The organism is Ornithinimicrobium jinqii (assembly GCF_045032595.1).
Classification (GTDB): domain Bacteria; phylum Actinomycetota; class Actinomycetes; order Actinomycetales; family Dermatophilaceae; genus Ornithinicoccus.
This window is the reverse complement of sequence record NZ_JBJFZS010000004.1, coordinates 54,259-70,810: the sequence shown is the minus strand read 5'-3', so window position 1 is coordinate 70,810 and position 16,552 is coordinate 54,259. Positions and strand designations below refer to the sequence as shown.

Here is a 16,552-nt window from a genome sequence, read left to right as displayed (position 1 = left end):
TCAGCGCTGGGTGGGCGGCACGGGGCCGAGGTCGAGCTGACCGCCGGCGAGGCGGACGTCGGTGCGCTGCGACCGGTCGAGGTAGCTGCGCGACTTCTCGACCTCGCCCTCGAGCACGCCGATCGTCTGGGCCATCGAGTCCAGCGCCTGGCTGCGGAAGCTGTCGATGGCGTCCATCGTCTCGTAGATGTTCGCGAACGCGGCCTGCAGCTGCTGGAGCCCGACCGTCGAGGACGCCGCCTGCTCCTGGATGAGCACGGAGTTGTCGCGCATCATCTCCGAGGTGCGCTGGATGAGGTCCGAGGTCGTCGCGTTGAGCGCGGTGATCTGGTCGAGGACGAGCCGCTGGTTGTTGAGGGCCTGGGCCACGAGCACCGCGGTGCGCAGCGCGGAGACGGTCGTCGTGGAGGCGCGGTCCACACCCTTGATGAGCTCGATGTTGTTCTTCATGATGATGTCGATCGCCAGGTAGTTCTGGATCGACACGGCGAGCTGGGTGAGCAGGTCCTGGTGCTTCTGCCGGACGTAGAAGAGCACGTCCTCGCGCATCGCCTTGGCCAGCTCGGGGTCCGTCTCCTGCAGGAGCGCGACGTGCGCCGAGACCTTGGCGTCGAGCTGCTCGGCGATGTAGACGTACTGGTTGATGCGGCCCATCGAGTCCCAGAGCTGCTGCTTCTCCATGTTGAGCGCCGCGTTGTCCTTGGACAGCTCGTCCTGCCCGCTGCGCAGGGCGTGCAGGATCGCGTCGATGTGCTTCTCGGCCGACTCGTACTTCTGGAAGTAGTCGGTGAGGCGGTCGCCGAACGGGATCATCCCGAGGATCTTTTTGGACCCCTTGGCCTGCCCGGGGTCGAGGTCCTCGACGGTGCGGCGCAGCTCCATGAGGGTGCGACCGACCTTGGACTCCTTGGAGATGCCGCCCTCCTGCAGCGCCCGCACGGGCGACTTCAGGAGCCGGTTGGAGGTCTCGGCTGCGGTGCGGATCTCGGCGTCGCCCATCGTGCGCACGTCGGCGGCGCGCTGGGCGAACTCCGGGGAGCGGGTCTCGGTCTGGGTCAGGCCCGTGAGGTACTCGTCGACCTTCGCGTCCAGCACCGGGATCGCCTCCGGCGCGACCTGCGGCGCCATCTTCGGGGCCGCGGTCTCCGCGACCGGCTGGGGCGGGGCGGGTGCGGTGAGCGTGAGTGGCTCGGCGGCGGCCAGGGGGGAGGCGAGCGGCTGCGGCTGGTCGGTCATGAAAAGTCTCCTCGTGAGATCGCGCGCGACGGAAAGCCCCGATCAGGACACCCGGCGGGTCTGACGGATCCATTGTCTCCCGAGTTCGCGCTTCGCACACGGGGGGCTGCCTCCTGGGTGCGGAAGGCTACCCCCGCAGGGGTATGCCGTACGCCATCAGGTCGACCCCGGGCACCGGCGTCCAGTCGCGGTCGGGGAGACGGCGGAAGCCGCGACGCTGGTAGAGGCGGTGGGCCGTGGTCATCCAGGTCGCGCTGCAGAGCACGACGGCCGCGTAGCCGTCTGCTCGGGCGCGGTCCATCACCGCCTCCAGCAGGGCAGCACCGACACCTCTGCCCTGCGCGTCCGGCGCCACCCCCAGCATCCGGAACTCGGCCTCGCCCTCGCGGGCGATCTCGCGCTGGTCGGATCCTGTCCCTGCCCAGGTCACCGTCCCGACGACCCGCCCGTCCAGCTCCGCGACCCAGACCTCCGCGTCCCGCGTCCGGGCGGCGGTGTCCCGGAGCGCCCGCCAGTAGGGCTGCTCCGGGGGCATGCCGCTGGGCGCGTAGGCCGCGACGAGGATCCGACCGACGTCGGCGTGGTCGTCCCGGCCCGCGGGGCGGACCACCACGCCCTGCCCGGCGTCGGCGGCTCCACTCACTCGAGCACCTCGAGCTCTACGTCGACCGGTTCCCCCTCCTCCAGGTCCTCGGCGAGGCGAACCGCCTTCTTCACCGGCAGTACGAAGCAACCGCTCGCCGCGTCCGGGAAGACCGAGGTGCGCCAGGTGGTGCCCCCCACGGTCACCTCAACGCGGACGGACCCGAAGCCCCGCGGGGCGCGGGGCCGCTGCCGCACGGTCGCGCTGGCGTCGGGTGGGAGGGTCAGGAAGTACCACGCGTCCTGAGCCTCGGCGCGCCAGAGGGTCGCCCTGAAGAGGCACCGTTCCGGCACCCCTGCCCGACCCGCCATCTCCTCACGACCTGCCACAGCCTGAGACTAGGAGCGGGGGCTGACAATGGTCCCGTGACCACGCCGACGCCGGGCTCCGCGAGCGAGCCCGCGGACCTGATCGAACCCCATACCCTCCGGCGCACGGTGCTGACCGTCGCCGGGCTCAACTTCGGCTACTTCTGGGTCGAGGTCGTGGTGGCCCTGGCGATCGGGTCGGTGGCGCTGCTCGCCGACAGCGTCGACTTCCTCGAGGACACCGCGGTCAACCTGCTGATCTTCCTCGCGCTCGGCTGGCCCATCGCCCGGCGTGCGCTCGCAGGCAAGGCGATGGCGCTGCTGATCCTCGTGCCCGCGCTCGCCGCGGGGTGGGCGGCCGTCTCCAAGGCCGGCGACCCCGCGCCGCCCGACGTGCTCGCGCTCGTGGTCACGGCAGGGGGAGCGGTCGTCGTCAACGGCGTGTGCGCCCTGCTGCTCTCGCGGATCCGGCACCACGGCGGCTCGATGACCGCCGCGGCGTTCCTCGTCGCACGCAACGACGTGCTGGTCAACCTCGCGATCATCGCGATGGCCGCGGTGACGTGGTGGACCGGTAGCGGCTGGCCCGACATCGTGCTCGGCGCCATCATCGTGGTCGTCAACGTCGGTGCCGCCAAGGAGGTCTGGGAGGTCGCGACCGAGGAGGGCCTCGCCGCGAAGGCGCTTGCCGGCGAGCAGCTGGAGGCGTAGGCCTGACTACCAGGCAGACATCGTGCTAGACGGCGGATATTTCCAGCGGGAGGAACGATTGCTGCCGGGTAGTCGACGTGGGAACGAGGAGTGACGCGCCGCGGGGACGACGGGTGGTGGTCCGGCGACTCAGGCGCGGATCCAGAGGCCCACGGTCACCACATCACCGAGCTCGACTCCCTCGGCCGCGCGCACCGCGTCCTTGACCGGGACGACGAACGCGCCCTCGCGTGGCCACAGGGAGGTGGTGAACAGGGTGGCCCCGATGCGGACGGAGACCGGGATCATCCCCCAGCCGTAGGTGACCGCCTGCGCGATCTCCCTGAGCCAGCGGGCCTCGTCGGGCGGGACGACGACGAAGTGGAAGGGGGCCGGCCCTCGCCACTCCACGACCTCGCCGGTGAACTCGAGGTCGGGCTCCGGTGCCTCATCCACCGACCTCCACCGCCTGCACCAGCTGCAGGAGTGCGCTGGCCAGCTCTCCGAGCGCCAGGGACATCGTCACCACCACGACCACCGCGGGCACGCGACCGTCGCGCAGGATCCGGTCGAAGCTGGGCTCGTCGGGATGGGCGTGGGCGTGCCGGCTCCCACGCAGCGTCACGCTGACCACCCAGGCAGACAGGGCTGCCGCGACGAGGGCCGGCACCAGCACGGCGGACCCCAGGGTGCTCGCTGTCAGGCGCCCGACCGTGAGCGCGCCGACGACGAGCGCCAGCCCGGTGCGCCGCCAGGCCAGGGCGGTGCGCTCCTGCTGGAGGCCGGGGTCGCGCGCTCGGCGGCCCGAGCTCACGACCCGATCCGCGTCACGCTGGCGACCACCAGCACGATCCCGGCGAGCGACACCCCGACGACGACCACGATGCCGGCCGCGTTGCCGGGCAGCGGGGCGTCCTCGCGCATCGCCCGCTCCACGCGGGCCCAGCCGCGCCACGAGTGGTAGGCCGAGGCCAGGCCCGTGAGGGCGAGCACGGCGGCGAGGGCGGCCTGGGCGCGGTCGTCGATCTGCAGCGGCAGGGCGTCGACGGCGGCGGCCACGGCGAGCAGGGCCAGGCTGGTGCGGATCCACGCCAGGAAGGTGCGCTCGTTGGCCAGCGAGAACCGCGGGTCGGGCTCGCTGCCCGTGCCATAGACGGATCGGGGCCAGCGCGGGGAGGTCACGGTGCCAAGGTTAGGGGCGCCGGGGGAGGCGGTGGTGTCAGGTGCGTCACAACACGGCGTCCAGAAGCCCGGGGTGATGTCTACTACATACCGTAGGGGGTATGATCGGAGGCATGAACACGCTCCTGATCCTGGGGGCTGGAACGGCCGGCACGATGGCCGCCAACCTCCTCCGCAAGCACCTCGGTGCCGACGACTGGTCCATCACGGTGGTGGACCAGGACGCCCGACACGTCTACCAGCCAGGACTGCTCTTCATCCCGTTCTGGATGAAGCCGGAGCGGGTGGTGAAGGACCGGCGCGAGTTCCTCCCCGAGGGAGTGGAGTTCGTCGAGTCGGGCATCTCCCGCGTGGACGCGCAGGAGCAGGTCGTCGAGCTGGCCGACGGTCGCCGACTGTCCTACGACTGGCTGATCATCGCCTCAGGCACCCGCCCCGACACGAGCCTGGTGCCCGGTCTGGCCGACGGCTCGCTCTTCCGCGACAAGGTGCACGAGTTCTACACGCTCGAGGGCTCGATCGCCCTCAAGAAGTCGCTCGAGAGCTTCGAGCAGGGCCGCATCCTGGTCCACATCTCGGAGATGCCGATCAAGTGCCCGGTGGCGCCGCTGGAGTTCGTGTTCCTCGTCGAGGACCACTTCCGCAAGAAGGGCCTGCGCCACAAGGTGGACATCACCTTCGTCACGCCCCTGGACGGCGCCTTCACCAAGCCGGTCGCCTCCGAAGAGCTGGGCGGGCTGCTCAAGGAGCGCAGCATCCGGGTGGTCGCCGACTTCGCGGTCGAGCGGATCGACAACGAGACGCAGCACCTGGTCTCCTACGACGGGCGCGAGGTGCCCTTCGACCTGCTCGTCACGGTGCCTCCCCACACGGGTCAGAAGTTCATCTTCGACTCCGGGCTGGGCAACGACGCGGGCTTCGTCCCGGTCGACAAGCACACGCTGCGCTCGGTCACCCACGAGCGGATCTTCGTCCTCGGTGACGCGAGCGACATCCCGACCTCCAAGGCCGGGTCCGTCGCCCACTTCGCCACCGAGATGTTCATCGACAACTTCCTCGCGGCCATCGAGGGTCGCCCGTTGCCGAACGCCTTCGACGGTCACGCCAACTGCTTCGTGGAGTCCGGGCGCGGCCAGGCGCTGCTGCTCGACTTCAACTACGACACCGAGCCGCTCAAGGGCAGCTTCCCACTGCCGGCCGTCGGGCCGATGAAGCTGCTCAAGGCCACGCGGGCCAACCACATGGGCAAGCTAGCCTTCGAGCAGATCTACTGGAAGATGTTGCTCCCCGGGCACAAGCTGCCCGTCTCCACCGAGATGTCGATGGCCGGCAAGCGTCGGCCGAAGGAGTAGTCACCGATGCCCACCAACACACTCAACGGACGGTCTTTCGAGGTCGACGGCGAGGGATTCCTCACCCGCCGCGACGACTGGAGCGAGGAGCTGGCCACCGACCTCGCCACCCTGCTCGACCTCGAGCTCGACGCCCAGCACCTCGCGCCGCTGCGCTTCATGCGGGAAGACTCCGCCACGACCGGTGTCACGCCCACGCTGCGCCGAATGCAGACCGTCGGCGGCTTCGACATCAAGGACCTTTTCGCCCTCTACCCCGGCAAGCCCGCCAAGAAGATGGCCTGGCTCGCCGGCCTGCCCAAGCCGGTCGGCTGCGTCTGAGCCTTGGCTCGGACCGACTGCGGCACAAGGAGACACAGCAATGACCACGACCATGCAGATCCCCGAGGGCTTCATCATGCCCGACTTCGGCAACGCCGGCCGGCCCCGCGCCCAGGCGTCCGCCACCCCCGGTGAGGAGGGCGCGACCGACACGGTCTCGTCCTACACCGGGCCCCGCAAGATGGCCTTCATCTGCTCCAAGGGCAACCTGGACATGGCCTACCCGGCGCTCATCATGGGCAACGCCGCGCTGGGCGAGGGTGCGGAGGTGCACATCTTCTTCACCTTCTGGGGCCTGGACATCGTCAACACCAAGACCTACGACAACCTCAAGTTCACGGTGTCCGGCAACACGGCGATGCACATGCCCGGCCTCGGTCGGGTGCGGCCCGGGCTGGAGCACAAGTCGATGCCGCAGGCCCTGGGCAACGTGCCCGGCATGACCAGCATCGCGACGAAGATGATGAAGAAGCAGATGACCGAGATGGAGATCCCGGACATCCCGGAGTTCCTCGACCTGATGCAGGCCGCGGGTGCGCACATGTACGCCTGCAAGCTCAGCTTCGACATGGCCAAGATGATCGAGGCCGACCTGCACCCGGCCGTCGAGGGCGTCATCAGCGCCGGCGACTTCATCGACATCGCGGAGAACGCGCAGGTCGTGTTCGTCTGACCGCCCCTTCGAGCGCCCGGTGACCTCGTGTCGCCGGGCGCTCGGCCGTCGCGGCCCCCTACCGGACGCGTGGCAGCGCCCGCCGGACGCGTCACTCCACGCGGATCTCGCCCATCTCCTCCCAGCCTGCACCCTCCACCTGCCGCGAGATGATCTGCGGGGTCGCCGTGAGGTACTGCGGCCACTCCCGCGTCACCTGCGCGAAGTGCTCGGACTGCACGTGGGGGCCGGCCCCGTCGTCCTCGAACGCCTCGACCAGCACGAAGACGTTGGGGTCCTCCAGGCTCCGCGACCACTCGAACCACTTGTTTCCCGGCTCGGCACGCGTCGCCTCGGTGTAGTCGCGGACGATCTGCGGCCACCGCTCGGCGTGCTCGGGCTTGACGGGGAACTTGACGACGATGAAGTACATGTCGTCCATCCAACCCGGTCCCGACGGAATACCGTGGGCGGGCACGCCGGTTCCACCCGACGGCACCACTGCATACCCGGACCGCCACCGGACCGGAGACGAAGGGGACTCGAGCGTGACGCTGACCACCGACCAGGCATCCGCGCCGCGCACCCCCGTGACCGACGAGGCCCGGCGGGCCGGGCTCCGCCAGATGCGTCTCGTGGCGACCGGGCTGCTGGTGCTGATGGCCGTCGTCTACGTGCTGACCCACGGCCGCGACGGCGTCTGGGGCTACGTCAACGCGGGCGCCGAGGCGGGGATGATCGGTGCCATCGCCGACTGGTTCGCGGTGACGGCGCTCTTCCGGCACCCGCTCGGGCTGCCGATCCCGCACACGGCCCTCGTGCGCCGGCGCAAGGACGAGCTCGGCGCCAGCCTCGAGCAGTTCGTCTCCGACAACTTCCTCACCCCGCAGGTGCTGCGCGAGAAGTACCTCGACGCCGAGGTCGTCCGCCGGCTCGCCGCGTGGGTCGCCCAGCCCGAGCACGCAGAGCGTGTCGTCGCCGAGGCCGTGCCGTTCGTGCGCCGCGGGGTCGAGCGCATCGACGAGCACGAGCTGCGCACGCTCGTCGACAACCTCGTCATCCCGCGCGTGCGGCGCGAGCCGCTGTCCTCGATCGCCGGTCACCTGATGGCCAGGATCGTCGAGGACGGGTCCCACCACGGGCTCGTCGACCTCGGTGCCCGCGAGTTGCACGCGTGGCTGGCGCTGCACCAGGACGAGGTCGAGGCGATCGTCCGCTCGCGCGCGCCACAGTGGTCGCCCGCCTGGGTCAACGACCAGGTGACGCGGCGGGTCTACCAGGAGGTGCTGCGCTGGGCCCGCGACATCAAGGACGACCCGCAGCACAACGTGCGGCACGCCGTCGACTCCTACCTCGCCGAGCTCGGGCAGGACCTGCAGCACGACCCGCGCACGGCCGCCCGGTTCGAGAGCCTCAAGGAGCGGCTGCTGGACCACCCGCAGGTCAGCGACACCGGCGTCCGCCTCGCGGAGACGCTGCGCCAGACCCTCGTCGAGGCGCTGGACGACCCGACCGGCCACCTCCGCACCCGCCTGGCCACCGAGCTCGCCGCCCTCGGTCGCCGCACCCTCGAGGACGAAGCCCTGCGGGCCCGGCTCGACGCGTGGAGCGCGGACGTCGTGGTGGACCTCGTCGGGCGCTACGGCCCGGAGCTCACCTCGGTCATCTCCAGCACGATCCAGCGCTGGGACGCGCAGGAGGCGTCCGACAAGATCGAGCTGCACGTGGGGCGTGACCTGCAGTTCATCCGGCTCAACGGCACCGTCGTCGGCGCCCTCGTCGGCCTGTTCATCCACACCGTGTCGCAGTTCCTCTAGACCTGCCCGGCCCTGCACCGACCCGGCGAGCCACCCGGCCGAGGACCGGCGACCGACACCCCGCCGAGGGCTCCCTGTGGACAACTTCTGCGAGCGGACGAGCTGCGGGGGCAGTCTCGGAACATGTCTTTCGAAGACCTTCCCAGGGACTGGGCCCACCGGTCGCTCGACGACCCGGTCCTGACCGCTGACATCCTCGACCTCGTCGTCAGCGACCGGGACCGGGCCGCCGGCGGTGTGATGGTGCTGCTCTGCCAGGCCGACGGTCGGCTGTCCCAGCCGGTCTTCGTCGGCGAGATCGGCTCGCCGGACGTGGCGATGGACGTCATCTCCTTCATGGCCCCCAACGCCCTGGACCTGCCCGGGGTTGGCGGCCTGGTCGTCGCCCTGGTCCGCGGGTCGGGCGCCGTGACGGACCTGGACCGGCGGGTGCACCAGCACACCCTCGAGGTATGCGGTCGTGCCGGGCTCGCCCTCTTCGGCACCTTCGTGGTCACCCGGTCGGACGTCGTCCACCTGCCGGTCGCCTCGGACCTTCGCCTGGAGCGGGGCGTCGCGTGAACGCCGCGGTCAGGCCGCGCGCTCCTCCGAGACCTCGCGCACCCGCTCTGCCATCGCCCGCCAGCACGACGTGCTCATGGCCCAGCGCGTGATCTCCCACGGCCCGCTCGCGCGGTGCGCCACCCGCATGAGGGTGCCGCCGCCAGACTCGTCCAGGTCGATCTCCAGGGCACCGGAGACACCCCGCGGAAGGTCCATCGGTCCGCTCACCTCCAGCAGGCCGGCGGGGCAGAGCGCGGTCACGGTGCCCCACGGGCGCGGCCGGCCACCCAAGACGCCACCCTCGAGCACGCGTCCCCCGAGGAACGCCTCCAGCACGACGTCCCGTGACCCGCGTCGGCTGACCGTCGACCACCAGGAGGAGGACTCCTGGGTCAGCGTCCGCCACACGGCTGCGCTCGGCGCGGCGATGAGAACCTCGTGCCGGACCTGCAGACTCGTCACGCTCATGGGAGCTCCTCGCGCCGGTGTCGACGGCCGCGACAACCCGCGGCAGCCGTGCTTGGGCGGGACGCTACGCGCGGCTCGTTGCCGCAGCGTCACGGTTGTGTTTCGTGTCTGCACCGATCTCGTCTGCGAGACCGGTGGCAGGGTGCGGTTGCCGGGTCTACGGTGGATGCATGAGACGCAGGGTCGTCGCGGCGGCAGTGGCAGCTCTTCTTCTGGCTGGGTGCCAGGGAGCTGAGGAACCCGGCACGGACACGCCCACGCCCACCGGCGCGAGCACCTCCACGGAGCCGGCCCAGCCCAGCACCGAGGAGCCGAGCACCGACGAGACGAGCGGGGACGAGACGAGCAGCGACCCGCCCACCGGGGACCAGACCGACGACGACGACGACGATGACGACACCAGCGAGGACGACCCCAGCGGGACGAGCGAACCGACCGCCGACCTCCCCGCCTGGGTCGACGCCACGGAGACGGACGAGCAGGAGGCCGGGGAGCAGCAGGATGAGGGTCAGGAGATCAGCGGCGTCCGGGTCGGGCTCCACGACGACTACGACCGGGTCGTGCTGGACCTGTCCGGGGACGACGCGGTCCTGGGCTGGGTCGCGTTCTACGAGGACGAGGCCGTTGCCGACGGGTCGGGGGAACCGATCGAGGTGGCGGGCTCTGCCGTCCTGCAGGTGTCGGTCCGGGGCATCGACTGGACCACCGAGTCCGACGTGCGCTACGACGGGACGACGGTGACCGGGGAGGGCCTCGAGGTGGTCACCGAGGTGGTGTTCGGCACCCTCTTCGAGGGGCAGCAGCAGGTGTTCCTCGGAGTCGAGGAGCAGACGCCCTACCGGGTGTTCACGCTGGACGACCCCGCTCGCATCGTGGTGGACGTCCAGGACCCCTGACCGGTCCCCTCGGCCTGCGGACGAGCGACAACCGCCTTGACCGCGGCTCGTAGAGTGGAGCGCGTGCCCGAACCGTCCTCGACCCCTCCTGCGAGCCGCAGTCGTGGCGGTGGCAGGAGGAGGCCGGGGGGTGACCGTCGGGACGCCGGGGGTACCCGCTACCTCGCCCAGGTCGGGGCGCGCCGTGCCGCGCTGCCCGCGCCGGGCTCCATCTCCTTCCCGCCCCAGCTGCCCGTCAGCGAGCGGCGCGACGAGATCCGCGAGCTGATCCGCCACCACCAGGTCGTGATCGTGGCCGGCGAGACCGGCTCGGGCAAGACGACCCAGCTGCCGAAGATCTGCCTCGAGCTGGGCCGCGGCGTCGAAGGCATGATCGGCCACACCCAGCCGCGCAGGATCGCGGCCCGCGCCGTCTGCGAGCGCATCAGCGAGGAGCTGGGCGTCGAGCTGGGCACCCTGGTCGGCTACCAGGTGCGGTTCACCGACGTGTCACGGGCCGACACGCTCCTCAAGGTGATGACCGACGGCATCCTGCTGGCCGAGCTCCAGCGCGACCGGATGCTGCGCCGCTACGACACGCTCATCATCGACGAGGCGCACGAGCGCAGCCTCAACATCGACTTCATCCTGGGCTACCTGCGCCAGCTGCTGCCGCAGCGTCCCGACCTCAAGGTGATCATCACCTCGGCGACCATCGACGTGCACCGCTTCGCCGCGCACTTCTCGGACGAGGACGGCAGCCCGGCGCCGGTCATCGAGGTGTCGGGACGGACGTTCCCGGTCGAGATCCGCTACCGACCGCTGCAGCGGGAGGGTGCGCCGACCAAGCAGGGAGAGGCGACGCACGTCGAGGTCGACCAGGTCACCGGCATCTGCGAGGCCGTCGAAGAGCTGTGGACCGAGGTCTCCTCCGCCCACGACACCGAGGGCACCCACGACATCCTCGTCTTCTGCTCCGGGGAGCGCGAGATCCGCGACGCCGCCGACGCGCTCGCGGGCATGCAGCTGCCCGACACCGAGGTGCTGCCCCTCTTCGGGCGGCTGTCGGCCGCCGAGCAGCACCGCGTCTTCGCGCGGCACGGCGGCCGGCGGATCGTCGTCTCCACCAACGTCGCCGAGACCTCGCTGACCGTGCCGGGCATCCGCTACGTCATCGACGCGGGCACGGCCCGGATCAGCCGCTACAGCCAGCGGCTCAAGGTGCAGCGCCTGCCGATCGAGCCGATCAGCCAGGCCAGCGCCAACCAGCGCTCGGGACGCTGCGGACGCCTGGCGGACGGCATCGCGATCCGGCTCTACAGCGAGGACGACTTCCTCGCGCGGCCGGAGTTCACCGACCCCGAGATCCTGCGGACCAACCTGGCCAGCGTCATCCTGCAGATGACCAACCTCGGCCTGGGCGAGATCGCCCGGTTCCCGTTCCTCGAACCCCCGGACTCCCGACAGATCGCGGACGGCGTGCGGCTGCTCACCGAGCTGCAGGCGATCGACCCCGACGCCCCGGCGCACCTGCCGCGCAAGCGGCTCACGCCCTACGGCCGCGCGATCGTGGCCCTGCCCGTCGACCCGCGCCTCGCGCGGATGCTCGTCGAGGCCGAGCGGCACGGCGCGCTCAAGGAGGTGCTGGTCATCGCCTCCGCCCTGTCGATGCAGGACGTGCGCGAAAGGCCGATGGAGCAGCAGGCCCAGGCGGACCAGCTGCATGCGCGGTTCCGCAGGGTCGGGGGAGCGGCGCGGGGCGACACCGGCCGGGGCGGGTCGGCCGGTGGCGCCCCGGGCGGGGGCGCGGCAACCACCCCGCCGGTCCGGGTGCAGGGCGCGGGCGGACAGGGCCCGAAGGAGGACCAGAAGGACACCGTCGACTCCGACTTCCTGGTCACCCTCAACCTGTGGCGCTACCTCCAGCAGCAGCAGAAGGAGCTGTCCGGCAGCGCCTTCCGCCGCCTCTGCAAGGCCGAGTACCTCCACTACCTGCGCGTGCGGGAGTGGCAGGACCTCCACAGCCAGCTGCGCCAGGCCGCCAAGGGGCTGGGCCTGCAGTCCAACGAGAACCCGGCCAGCCCCGACCAGGTCCACCGCTCGCTGCTGGCGGGGCTGCTGTCGCACGTGGGTCTCTACGAGCGGGAGAAGCGGGAGTACCTCGGTGCCCGCGGGGCCCGCTTCGTCATCCAGCCCGGCTCGGTGCTGCACCGCCGGAACCCCGACTGGGTGATGACGGCCGAGCTGGTCGAGACCACGCGCCTGTGGGCGCGCACCAACTCGACCGTCGACCCGGCGTGGGTCGAGGAGGCGGCGGCACACCTCGTCAAGCGCAGCTACAGCGAGCCGCGGTGGTCGCGCAAGGCCGGCGGGGCCGTCGCCGACGAACGGGTGACGCTCTACGGCATACCCCTGGCCGCGGGGCGCCCGGTGCCCCTGGGTCGGATCGACCCCGAGACCGCCCGCGACCTGTTCATCCGCACCGCGCTGGTCGAGGGCGACTGGGACACGCGGCACGAGTTCTTCCACGCCAACGCGCGCCTGGTCCGCGACCTGGCGCAGCTGGAGGCCCGCGCGCGGCGCCGCGACATCCTCGTCGACGACGACACGCTGGTGGAGTTCTACGACCAGCGCATCCCCGCAGAGGTGGTCTCCGGGACCCACTTCGACACCTGGTGGAAGACGGCGCGGCGGGACACCCCGGACCTGCTGACGTTCACCGAGGACCTGCTCGTCTCCGACGACGCGGCCGCGGTCAGCCAGGACGACTTCCCGACGAGCTGGACGCAGGGGGAGCTGACCTTCCCGCTCACCTACCAGTTCGAGCCGGGCGCCGATGCCGACGGCGTGACCGTGCACCTGCCCGTCGAGGTGCTCAACCAGGTCGCCGAGGAGGGTTTCGACTGGCTGGTGCCGGGCCTGCACGAGGAGCTGGTGACTGCGCTGGTCAAGGCGCTGCCCAAGGACCTGCGCCGCAACTTCGTGCCCGCGCCGGACCACGCGCGCGCCGCCCTGGCGGGTATGCAGCAGGCCGGCACCGTGGGCGCGCTGCCCGTCGCGCAGGCGCTGGCGGAGGAGCTGACGCGGCGGGGCCTGGTGCGCGTGCACGCCGACGACGTCGAGTGGGAGCGTGTCCCGGACCACCTGCGGATGACCTTCCGGGTGGAGCGGTCGGTCCAGGCCGGCGGGGGACGTCAGCAGGGCGGGGGCGGTCGGGCCAGACGCGACCGCGGGCGGGTCGAGGTGCTCGGCGAGGGCAAGGACCTCGCGGCGCTGCAGCGCGAGCTCGCGGGCCACGTGCGCACGACGATGGCCGCGGCGGCCTCGGGTGTCGAGCGCGCCGGGCTCACGAGCTGGCCCCCTGACCTGGACCCGCTGCCGGATGAGTTCTCCCGCGTGGTGGGACCCCGTGCCGTGAACGGGTTCCCGGCGCTCGTCGACACCGGCTCCGCCGTCGACGTGCGGGTCCTCGCCACCCGGTCGGAGTCCGACCGCGAGACGCGACGCGGCATCCGTCGGCTCCTGCTGCTGGGCACGAGCCCGCCGTGGAAGCGGTTGCTCGCCCTCCTCACCAACGCCCAGAAGCTGTCGCTCGGGCACAACCCGCACGGGTCGGTCCCCGCTCTGCTCGAGGACGCGCTGGCCGCTGGCGTCGACTCCGTCGTCGCCGAGCTGCCGGGGGCCACCGTGCGCACCCCGGCGCAGTTCGAGCAGGCGCTCGTGGCGGTGCGGCAGCAGAGCGTCCCGCGCGTGCTGGAGATCGTCGAGATGCTGGTGCCGATCCTCGACACCGCCCGCGACGTCTCCCTGCGGCTTCAGCGGCTCACCACGCCGGCCGCCGCCGAGATGGCGCTCGACCTGCGGCGGCAGCTCGACCAGCTGGTGCGGCCCGGATTCGTCGCCGACGTCGGCCACGCCCGACTACCGCGGATGGTCGTCTGGCTGCGCGGCATGGCCGAGCGCCTCGACAAGGGGGTGCAGGACCTGCCCCGGGACCGGCAGCGCACGGAGGAGGTGCGGGTGGTGGAGGAGGAGCTGGCGACGTTCCTGGCCAAGCTGCCGCCGCACCGGCGCCGCGACCCCGACGTGCTCGACGTCGTCTGGTCCCTCCAGGAGCTGCGGGTGTCCCTCTTCGCGCAGCGGCTCGGGACCGCTGGTGCGATCTCGGCCAAGCGCATCTACGCCGCGATGGACCGCGCCGAGGACCTCTGACCGACGGCTACCCTCCTGGGACGACCCATCCGCACCGACATCAGGAGTTCTCGTGTTCTTCGACGACTGGGCCGGCCTGGCGCGTGTCCTGATCGTGGGCACCTGCGCCTACGTCGCGCTCGTGGCGCTGCTGCGCATCTCCGGCAAGCGCACCCTCGCCAAGCTCAACGCCTTCGACTTCGTCGTGACCGTGGCCCTGGGTTCCACGCTGGCCACCGTCCTGCTGTCCGCGGACGTCGCGCTGGCCGAGGGTGTGGTCGCCATGGCGCTGCTGGTGGTCCTGCAGTACGTCGTCGCCTCGCTGACGGTCCGCAGCCGCACGGTCGAGCGGCTGGTGAAGTCGGAGCCGGCGCTGGTCTACCGCGGCGACTTCGTGCACGGTGCGATGCGCCGGGCCCGGATCACGGAGGACGAGATCCGGCAGGTCGCGCGGGCGCAGGGGCGCGCGGACCTCCACGAGGTCTCGGCGGTCGTCCTCGAGACCGACGGCTCCCTGAGCATCCTGACCGACGTCCCTCGGTCCCTGCGTCCACGACGTCCCGACGGCACCGCTGTGCCAGAGTGACGAGCATGACCGTGCCGCCGGACCCCGCCCAGCAGGACCCCACGGAGGCCGAGCTCTCCGCCGACCCCGCGCTCGCGGACTGGCGCGTCCTGCTCGGACGGCTGAGCGCCCGGTGGCAGACCGGAGGCTTCACCGCAGGGGCAGAGTTCGTCTCCCGGGTCGCCGCCGTCGCCGACGAGATCGACCACCACCCGGACGTCGACCTGCGCTACCCGCACGTCACGGTCACCACGGTCAGCCACGACGTCGGACGCCTCACCGGTCGCGACCGTCGCCTCGCCACCGCGATCAGCGGGATCGCCACCGAGCTCGGCCTCACGCCCGCCCCGCACGCGCTCAGCGCCCTCGAGATCGGTCTCGACGTCATGGTGGGGGAGTCCGTCGCCCCCTTCTGGACCGCCGTCCTCGGGTATGCCGTGGAGGGCACCGCCACCTTCGTCGACCCCGCCGGCCGGCACGCCGCGCTCTGGCTCCAGCAGATGGACGAGCCGCGGACCGGGCGCAACCGCTTCCACCTGGACCTGACGGTGCCGCACGACGTCGCCGAGGAGCGGGTGGCCGCCGCCCTCGCGGCCGGCGGTCGGCTGGTCACCGACGGGCACGCCCCCGCCTGGTGGGTCCTCGCGGACGCCGAGGGCAACGAGGTCTGCGTCTGCACCTGGCAGGGGCGCGGCCACGGCGACGAGGCCTGACGCGTGCTCTGGGTCGGGCTCTCCGGCGGCATCGGGTCGGGGAAGTCCACCGCCTCGGCGCGCCTGGCGGAGCTCGGCGCCGTCGTCGTGGACGCCGACGCCCTCGCCCGCGAGGTGGTCGAGCCCGGCACGCCTGCCCTCTCCGACGTCACCAGCCGCTTCGGTCCTGGGGTCCTGACCGCTGACGGTGCACTCGACCGGCAAGCTCTGGGCCGCATCGTCTTCGGCGACGAGCAGGCCCGTCGCGACCTCGAGCAGATCACCCACCCCCGCATCGCCGACCGCACCCGTGAGCTGGTCGACGCCGCGCCCGCGGACGCGGTGGTCGTGCACGACATACCCCTGCTCGTCGAGCTCGACCGGGCCGCCGACTATGCGCTCACGCTCGTCGTGGACGTGCCGGCCGAGGTCCGGCTCCGGCGCCTCGTCGAGCTGCGCGGCATGGACGAGACCGAGGTGCGTCGACGGATCGACGCCCAGGCCGACGACCAGCAGCGCCGGGCCGCCGCGGACGTGCTCCTGCCGAACACCGGCACCGTCGAGGACCTCCACCACCTCGTCGAGGAGGTATGGGGTGCCCGTCTCGTGCCCTTCGAGGAGAACCTCCGCGCCGGTCGGTGGACCACGACCGCGACCGTCACCTCGCCCGAGCACCCGTCGGTGGCGACGCTGGCCCGGATCGTCTCGCGACTCCGCGGAGCGCTGGGTGACCTGACCACCTCGGTCCAGGTGCGGGCGGACGCATCAGGGAGCCAGCACGAGATCCACCTGGACGTGCAGACGACCGGTCCCGACGCCACGCGACGCGTCCGGTCGGCCTCCGGAGCGTCGCGCGACACGTCCGGTCGGGAGGTGCGGGACCGGCTCGCGCGGGTGGGGTTCGTCGTGGTCCCGGACGACCTCCGCGGCACCACGACCGGGGGCCTGCTGGCCGGTGCGGACCCTGCCCGGGTCGTCCTGGCCCACGTGGGAAACTGACCTGCGCGCAGCTCTGGC

At 71.7% G+C, this 16,552-nt stretch carries 19 protein-coding genes; 11 read left to right on the top strand and 8 right to left on the bottom strand.

Annotation, left to right across the window (positions count from 1 at the left end; all coding sequences use genetic code 11):
• From ACI3ET_RS01590 to ACI3ET_RS01580, 3 genes are all read right to left on the bottom strand, one after another.
• Positions 1-1,236, bottom strand: a complete 1,236-nt coding sequence (locus tag ACI3ET_RS01590) for a toxic anion resistance protein (protein ID WP_405031195.1) — start codon at positions 1,234-1,236, stop codon at positions 1-3.
• 127 nt (positions 1,237-1,363) lie between these two features.
• Positions 1,364-1,879, bottom strand: a complete 516-nt coding sequence (locus tag ACI3ET_RS01585; RefSeq protein WP_405031194.1) for a GNAT family N-acetyltransferase — start codon at positions 1,877-1,879, stop codon at positions 1,364-1,366.
• Entirely contained in the window at positions 1,876-2,208 is a 333-nt protein-coding gene (locus ACI3ET_RS01580) for a DUF1905 domain-containing protein (RefSeq protein WP_405031193.1), read from the bottom strand. The genes ACI3ET_RS01585 and ACI3ET_RS01580 overlap by 4 nt, the downstream gene beginning before the upstream one ends.
• 36 nt (positions 2,209-2,244) lie before the next feature.
• Between ACI3ET_RS01580 and ACI3ET_RS01575 the strand changes: the two genes are divergently transcribed.
• The gene (locus tag ACI3ET_RS01575) at positions 2,245-2,898 is read left to right on the top strand and encodes a cation efflux transmembrane domain-containing protein (protein WP_405031192.1); all 654 of its coding nucleotides are present in this window, start codon (positions 2,245-2,247) and stop codon (positions 2,896-2,898) included.
• Positions 2,899-3,027: 129 nt separating this feature from the next.
• On the opposite strand, the gene ACI3ET_RS01570 is transcribed toward ACI3ET_RS01575, so the two are convergent.
• From ACI3ET_RS01570 to ACI3ET_RS01560, 3 genes are read right to left on the bottom strand one after another with little or no spacing between them, the layout of a single operon-like run.
• Complete coding sequence (locus ACI3ET_RS01570; protein WP_405031191.1) at positions 3,028-3,333, bottom strand: DUF1905 domain-containing protein; 306 nt, start codon at positions 3,331-3,333, stop codon at positions 3,028-3,030.
• Positions 3,326-3,691: a DUF202 domain-containing protein gene (locus ACI3ET_RS01565; RefSeq protein ID WP_405031190.1), complete on the bottom strand. Its 366-nt coding sequence runs from the start codon at positions 3,689-3,691 to the stop codon at positions 3,326-3,328. Before ACI3ET_RS01565 ends, ACI3ET_RS01570 begins: the two co-directional genes overlap by 8 nt.
• Entirely contained in the window at positions 3,688-4,059 is a 372-nt protein-coding gene (locus ACI3ET_RS01560) for a YidH family protein (protein WP_405031189.1), read from the bottom strand. The genes ACI3ET_RS01565 and ACI3ET_RS01560 overlap by 4 nt, the downstream gene beginning before the upstream one ends.
• Positions 4,060-4,172: 113 nt before the next feature.
• Here ACI3ET_RS01560 and sqr point away from each other — a divergent pair, with 113 nt between their 5' ends.
• The 3 genes from sqr to ACI3ET_RS01545 are packed head-to-tail and all read left to right on the top strand — an operon-like array spanning position 4,173 to position 6,405.
• The gene (gene sqr / locus ACI3ET_RS01555; RefSeq protein ID WP_405031188.1) at positions 4,173-5,411 is read left to right on the top strand and encodes a type III sulfide quinone reductase, selenoprotein subtype; all 1,239 of its coding nucleotides are present in this window, start codon (positions 4,173-4,175) and stop codon (positions 5,409-5,411) included.
• 6 nt (positions 5,412-5,417) lie between these two features.
• Positions 5,418-5,732 (top strand): TusE/DsrC/DsvC family sulfur relay protein, encoded by a 315-nt coding sequence (locus ACI3ET_RS01550; RefSeq protein WP_405031187.1) that lies wholly within the window; start codon positions 5,418-5,420, stop codon positions 5,730-5,732.
• A 40-nt stretch (positions 5,733-5,772) separates the two neighbouring features.
• Positions 5,773-6,405, top strand: a complete 633-nt coding sequence (locus tag ACI3ET_RS01545) for a DsrE/DsrF/DrsH-like family protein (RefSeq protein WP_405031186.1) — start codon at positions 5,773-5,775, stop codon at positions 6,403-6,405.
• A gap of 91 nt (positions 6,406-6,496) precedes the next feature.
• Here ACI3ET_RS01545 and ACI3ET_RS01540 read toward each other — a convergent pair whose 3' ends face one another.
• Positions 6,497-6,817 carry a putative quinol monooxygenase gene (locus ACI3ET_RS01540; protein ID WP_405031283.1) on the bottom strand — a complete coding sequence of 107 codons (321 nt, stop codon included), beginning with the start codon at positions 6,815-6,817 and terminating at the stop codon, positions 6,497-6,499.
• 115 nt (positions 6,818-6,932) lie between these two features.
• On the opposite strand from ACI3ET_RS01540, the gene ACI3ET_RS01535 reads away from it, so the two are divergent.
• The gene (locus ACI3ET_RS01535) at positions 6,933-8,201 is read left to right on the top strand and encodes a DUF445 domain-containing protein (protein ID WP_405031185.1); all 1,269 of its coding nucleotides are present in this window, start codon (positions 6,933-6,935) and stop codon (positions 8,199-8,201) included.
• A gap of 123 nt (positions 8,202-8,324) precedes the next feature.
• A complete protein-coding gene (locus ACI3ET_RS01530) occupies positions 8,325-8,762 on the top strand; it encodes a hypothetical protein (RefSeq protein ID WP_405031184.1) in 438 nt (145 codons plus the stop codon).
• A 9-nt stretch (positions 8,763-8,771) separates the two neighbouring features.
• On the opposite strand, the gene ACI3ET_RS01525 is transcribed toward ACI3ET_RS01530, so the two are convergent.
• A complete protein-coding gene (locus ACI3ET_RS01525; protein WP_405031183.1) occupies positions 8,772-9,212 on the bottom strand; it encodes an SRPBCC family protein in 441 nt (146 codons plus the stop codon).
• Between the two features lie 170 nt (positions 9,213-9,382).
• On the opposite strand from ACI3ET_RS01525, the gene ACI3ET_RS01520 reads away from it, so the two are divergent.
• The 5 genes from ACI3ET_RS01520 to coaE are packed head-to-tail and all read left to right on the top strand — an operon-like array spanning position 9,383 to position 16,534.
• Positions 9,383-10,108 (top strand): AMIN-like domain-containing (lipo)protein, encoded by a 726-nt coding sequence (locus ACI3ET_RS01520; RefSeq protein ID WP_405031182.1) that lies wholly within the window; start codon positions 9,383-9,385, stop codon positions 10,106-10,108.
• A gap of 54 nt (positions 10,109-10,162) precedes the next feature.
• Positions 10,163-14,299: an ATP-dependent RNA helicase HrpA gene (gene hrpA / locus ACI3ET_RS01515; RefSeq protein ID WP_463671526.1), complete on the top strand. Its 4,137-nt coding sequence runs from the start codon at positions 10,163-10,165 to the stop codon at positions 14,297-14,299.
• Positions 14,300-14,351: 52 nt separating this feature from the next.
• Positions 14,352-14,864 (top strand): DUF421 domain-containing protein, encoded by a 513-nt coding sequence (locus tag ACI3ET_RS01510; RefSeq protein WP_405031180.1) that lies wholly within the window; start codon positions 14,352-14,354, stop codon positions 14,862-14,864.
• Between the two features lie 5 nt (positions 14,865-14,869).
• The gene (locus tag ACI3ET_RS01505) at positions 14,870-15,556 is read left to right on the top strand and encodes a VOC family protein (RefSeq protein WP_405031179.1); all 687 of its coding nucleotides are present in this window, start codon (positions 14,870-14,872) and stop codon (positions 15,554-15,556) included.
• A gap of 3 nt (positions 15,557-15,559) precedes the next feature.
• Positions 15,560-16,534, top strand: a complete 975-nt coding sequence (coaE, locus tag ACI3ET_RS01500; protein WP_405031178.1) for a dephospho-CoA kinase — start codon at positions 15,560-15,562, stop codon at positions 16,532-16,534.
• The last annotated feature ends 18 nt before the right edge of the window (positions 16,535-16,552 follow it).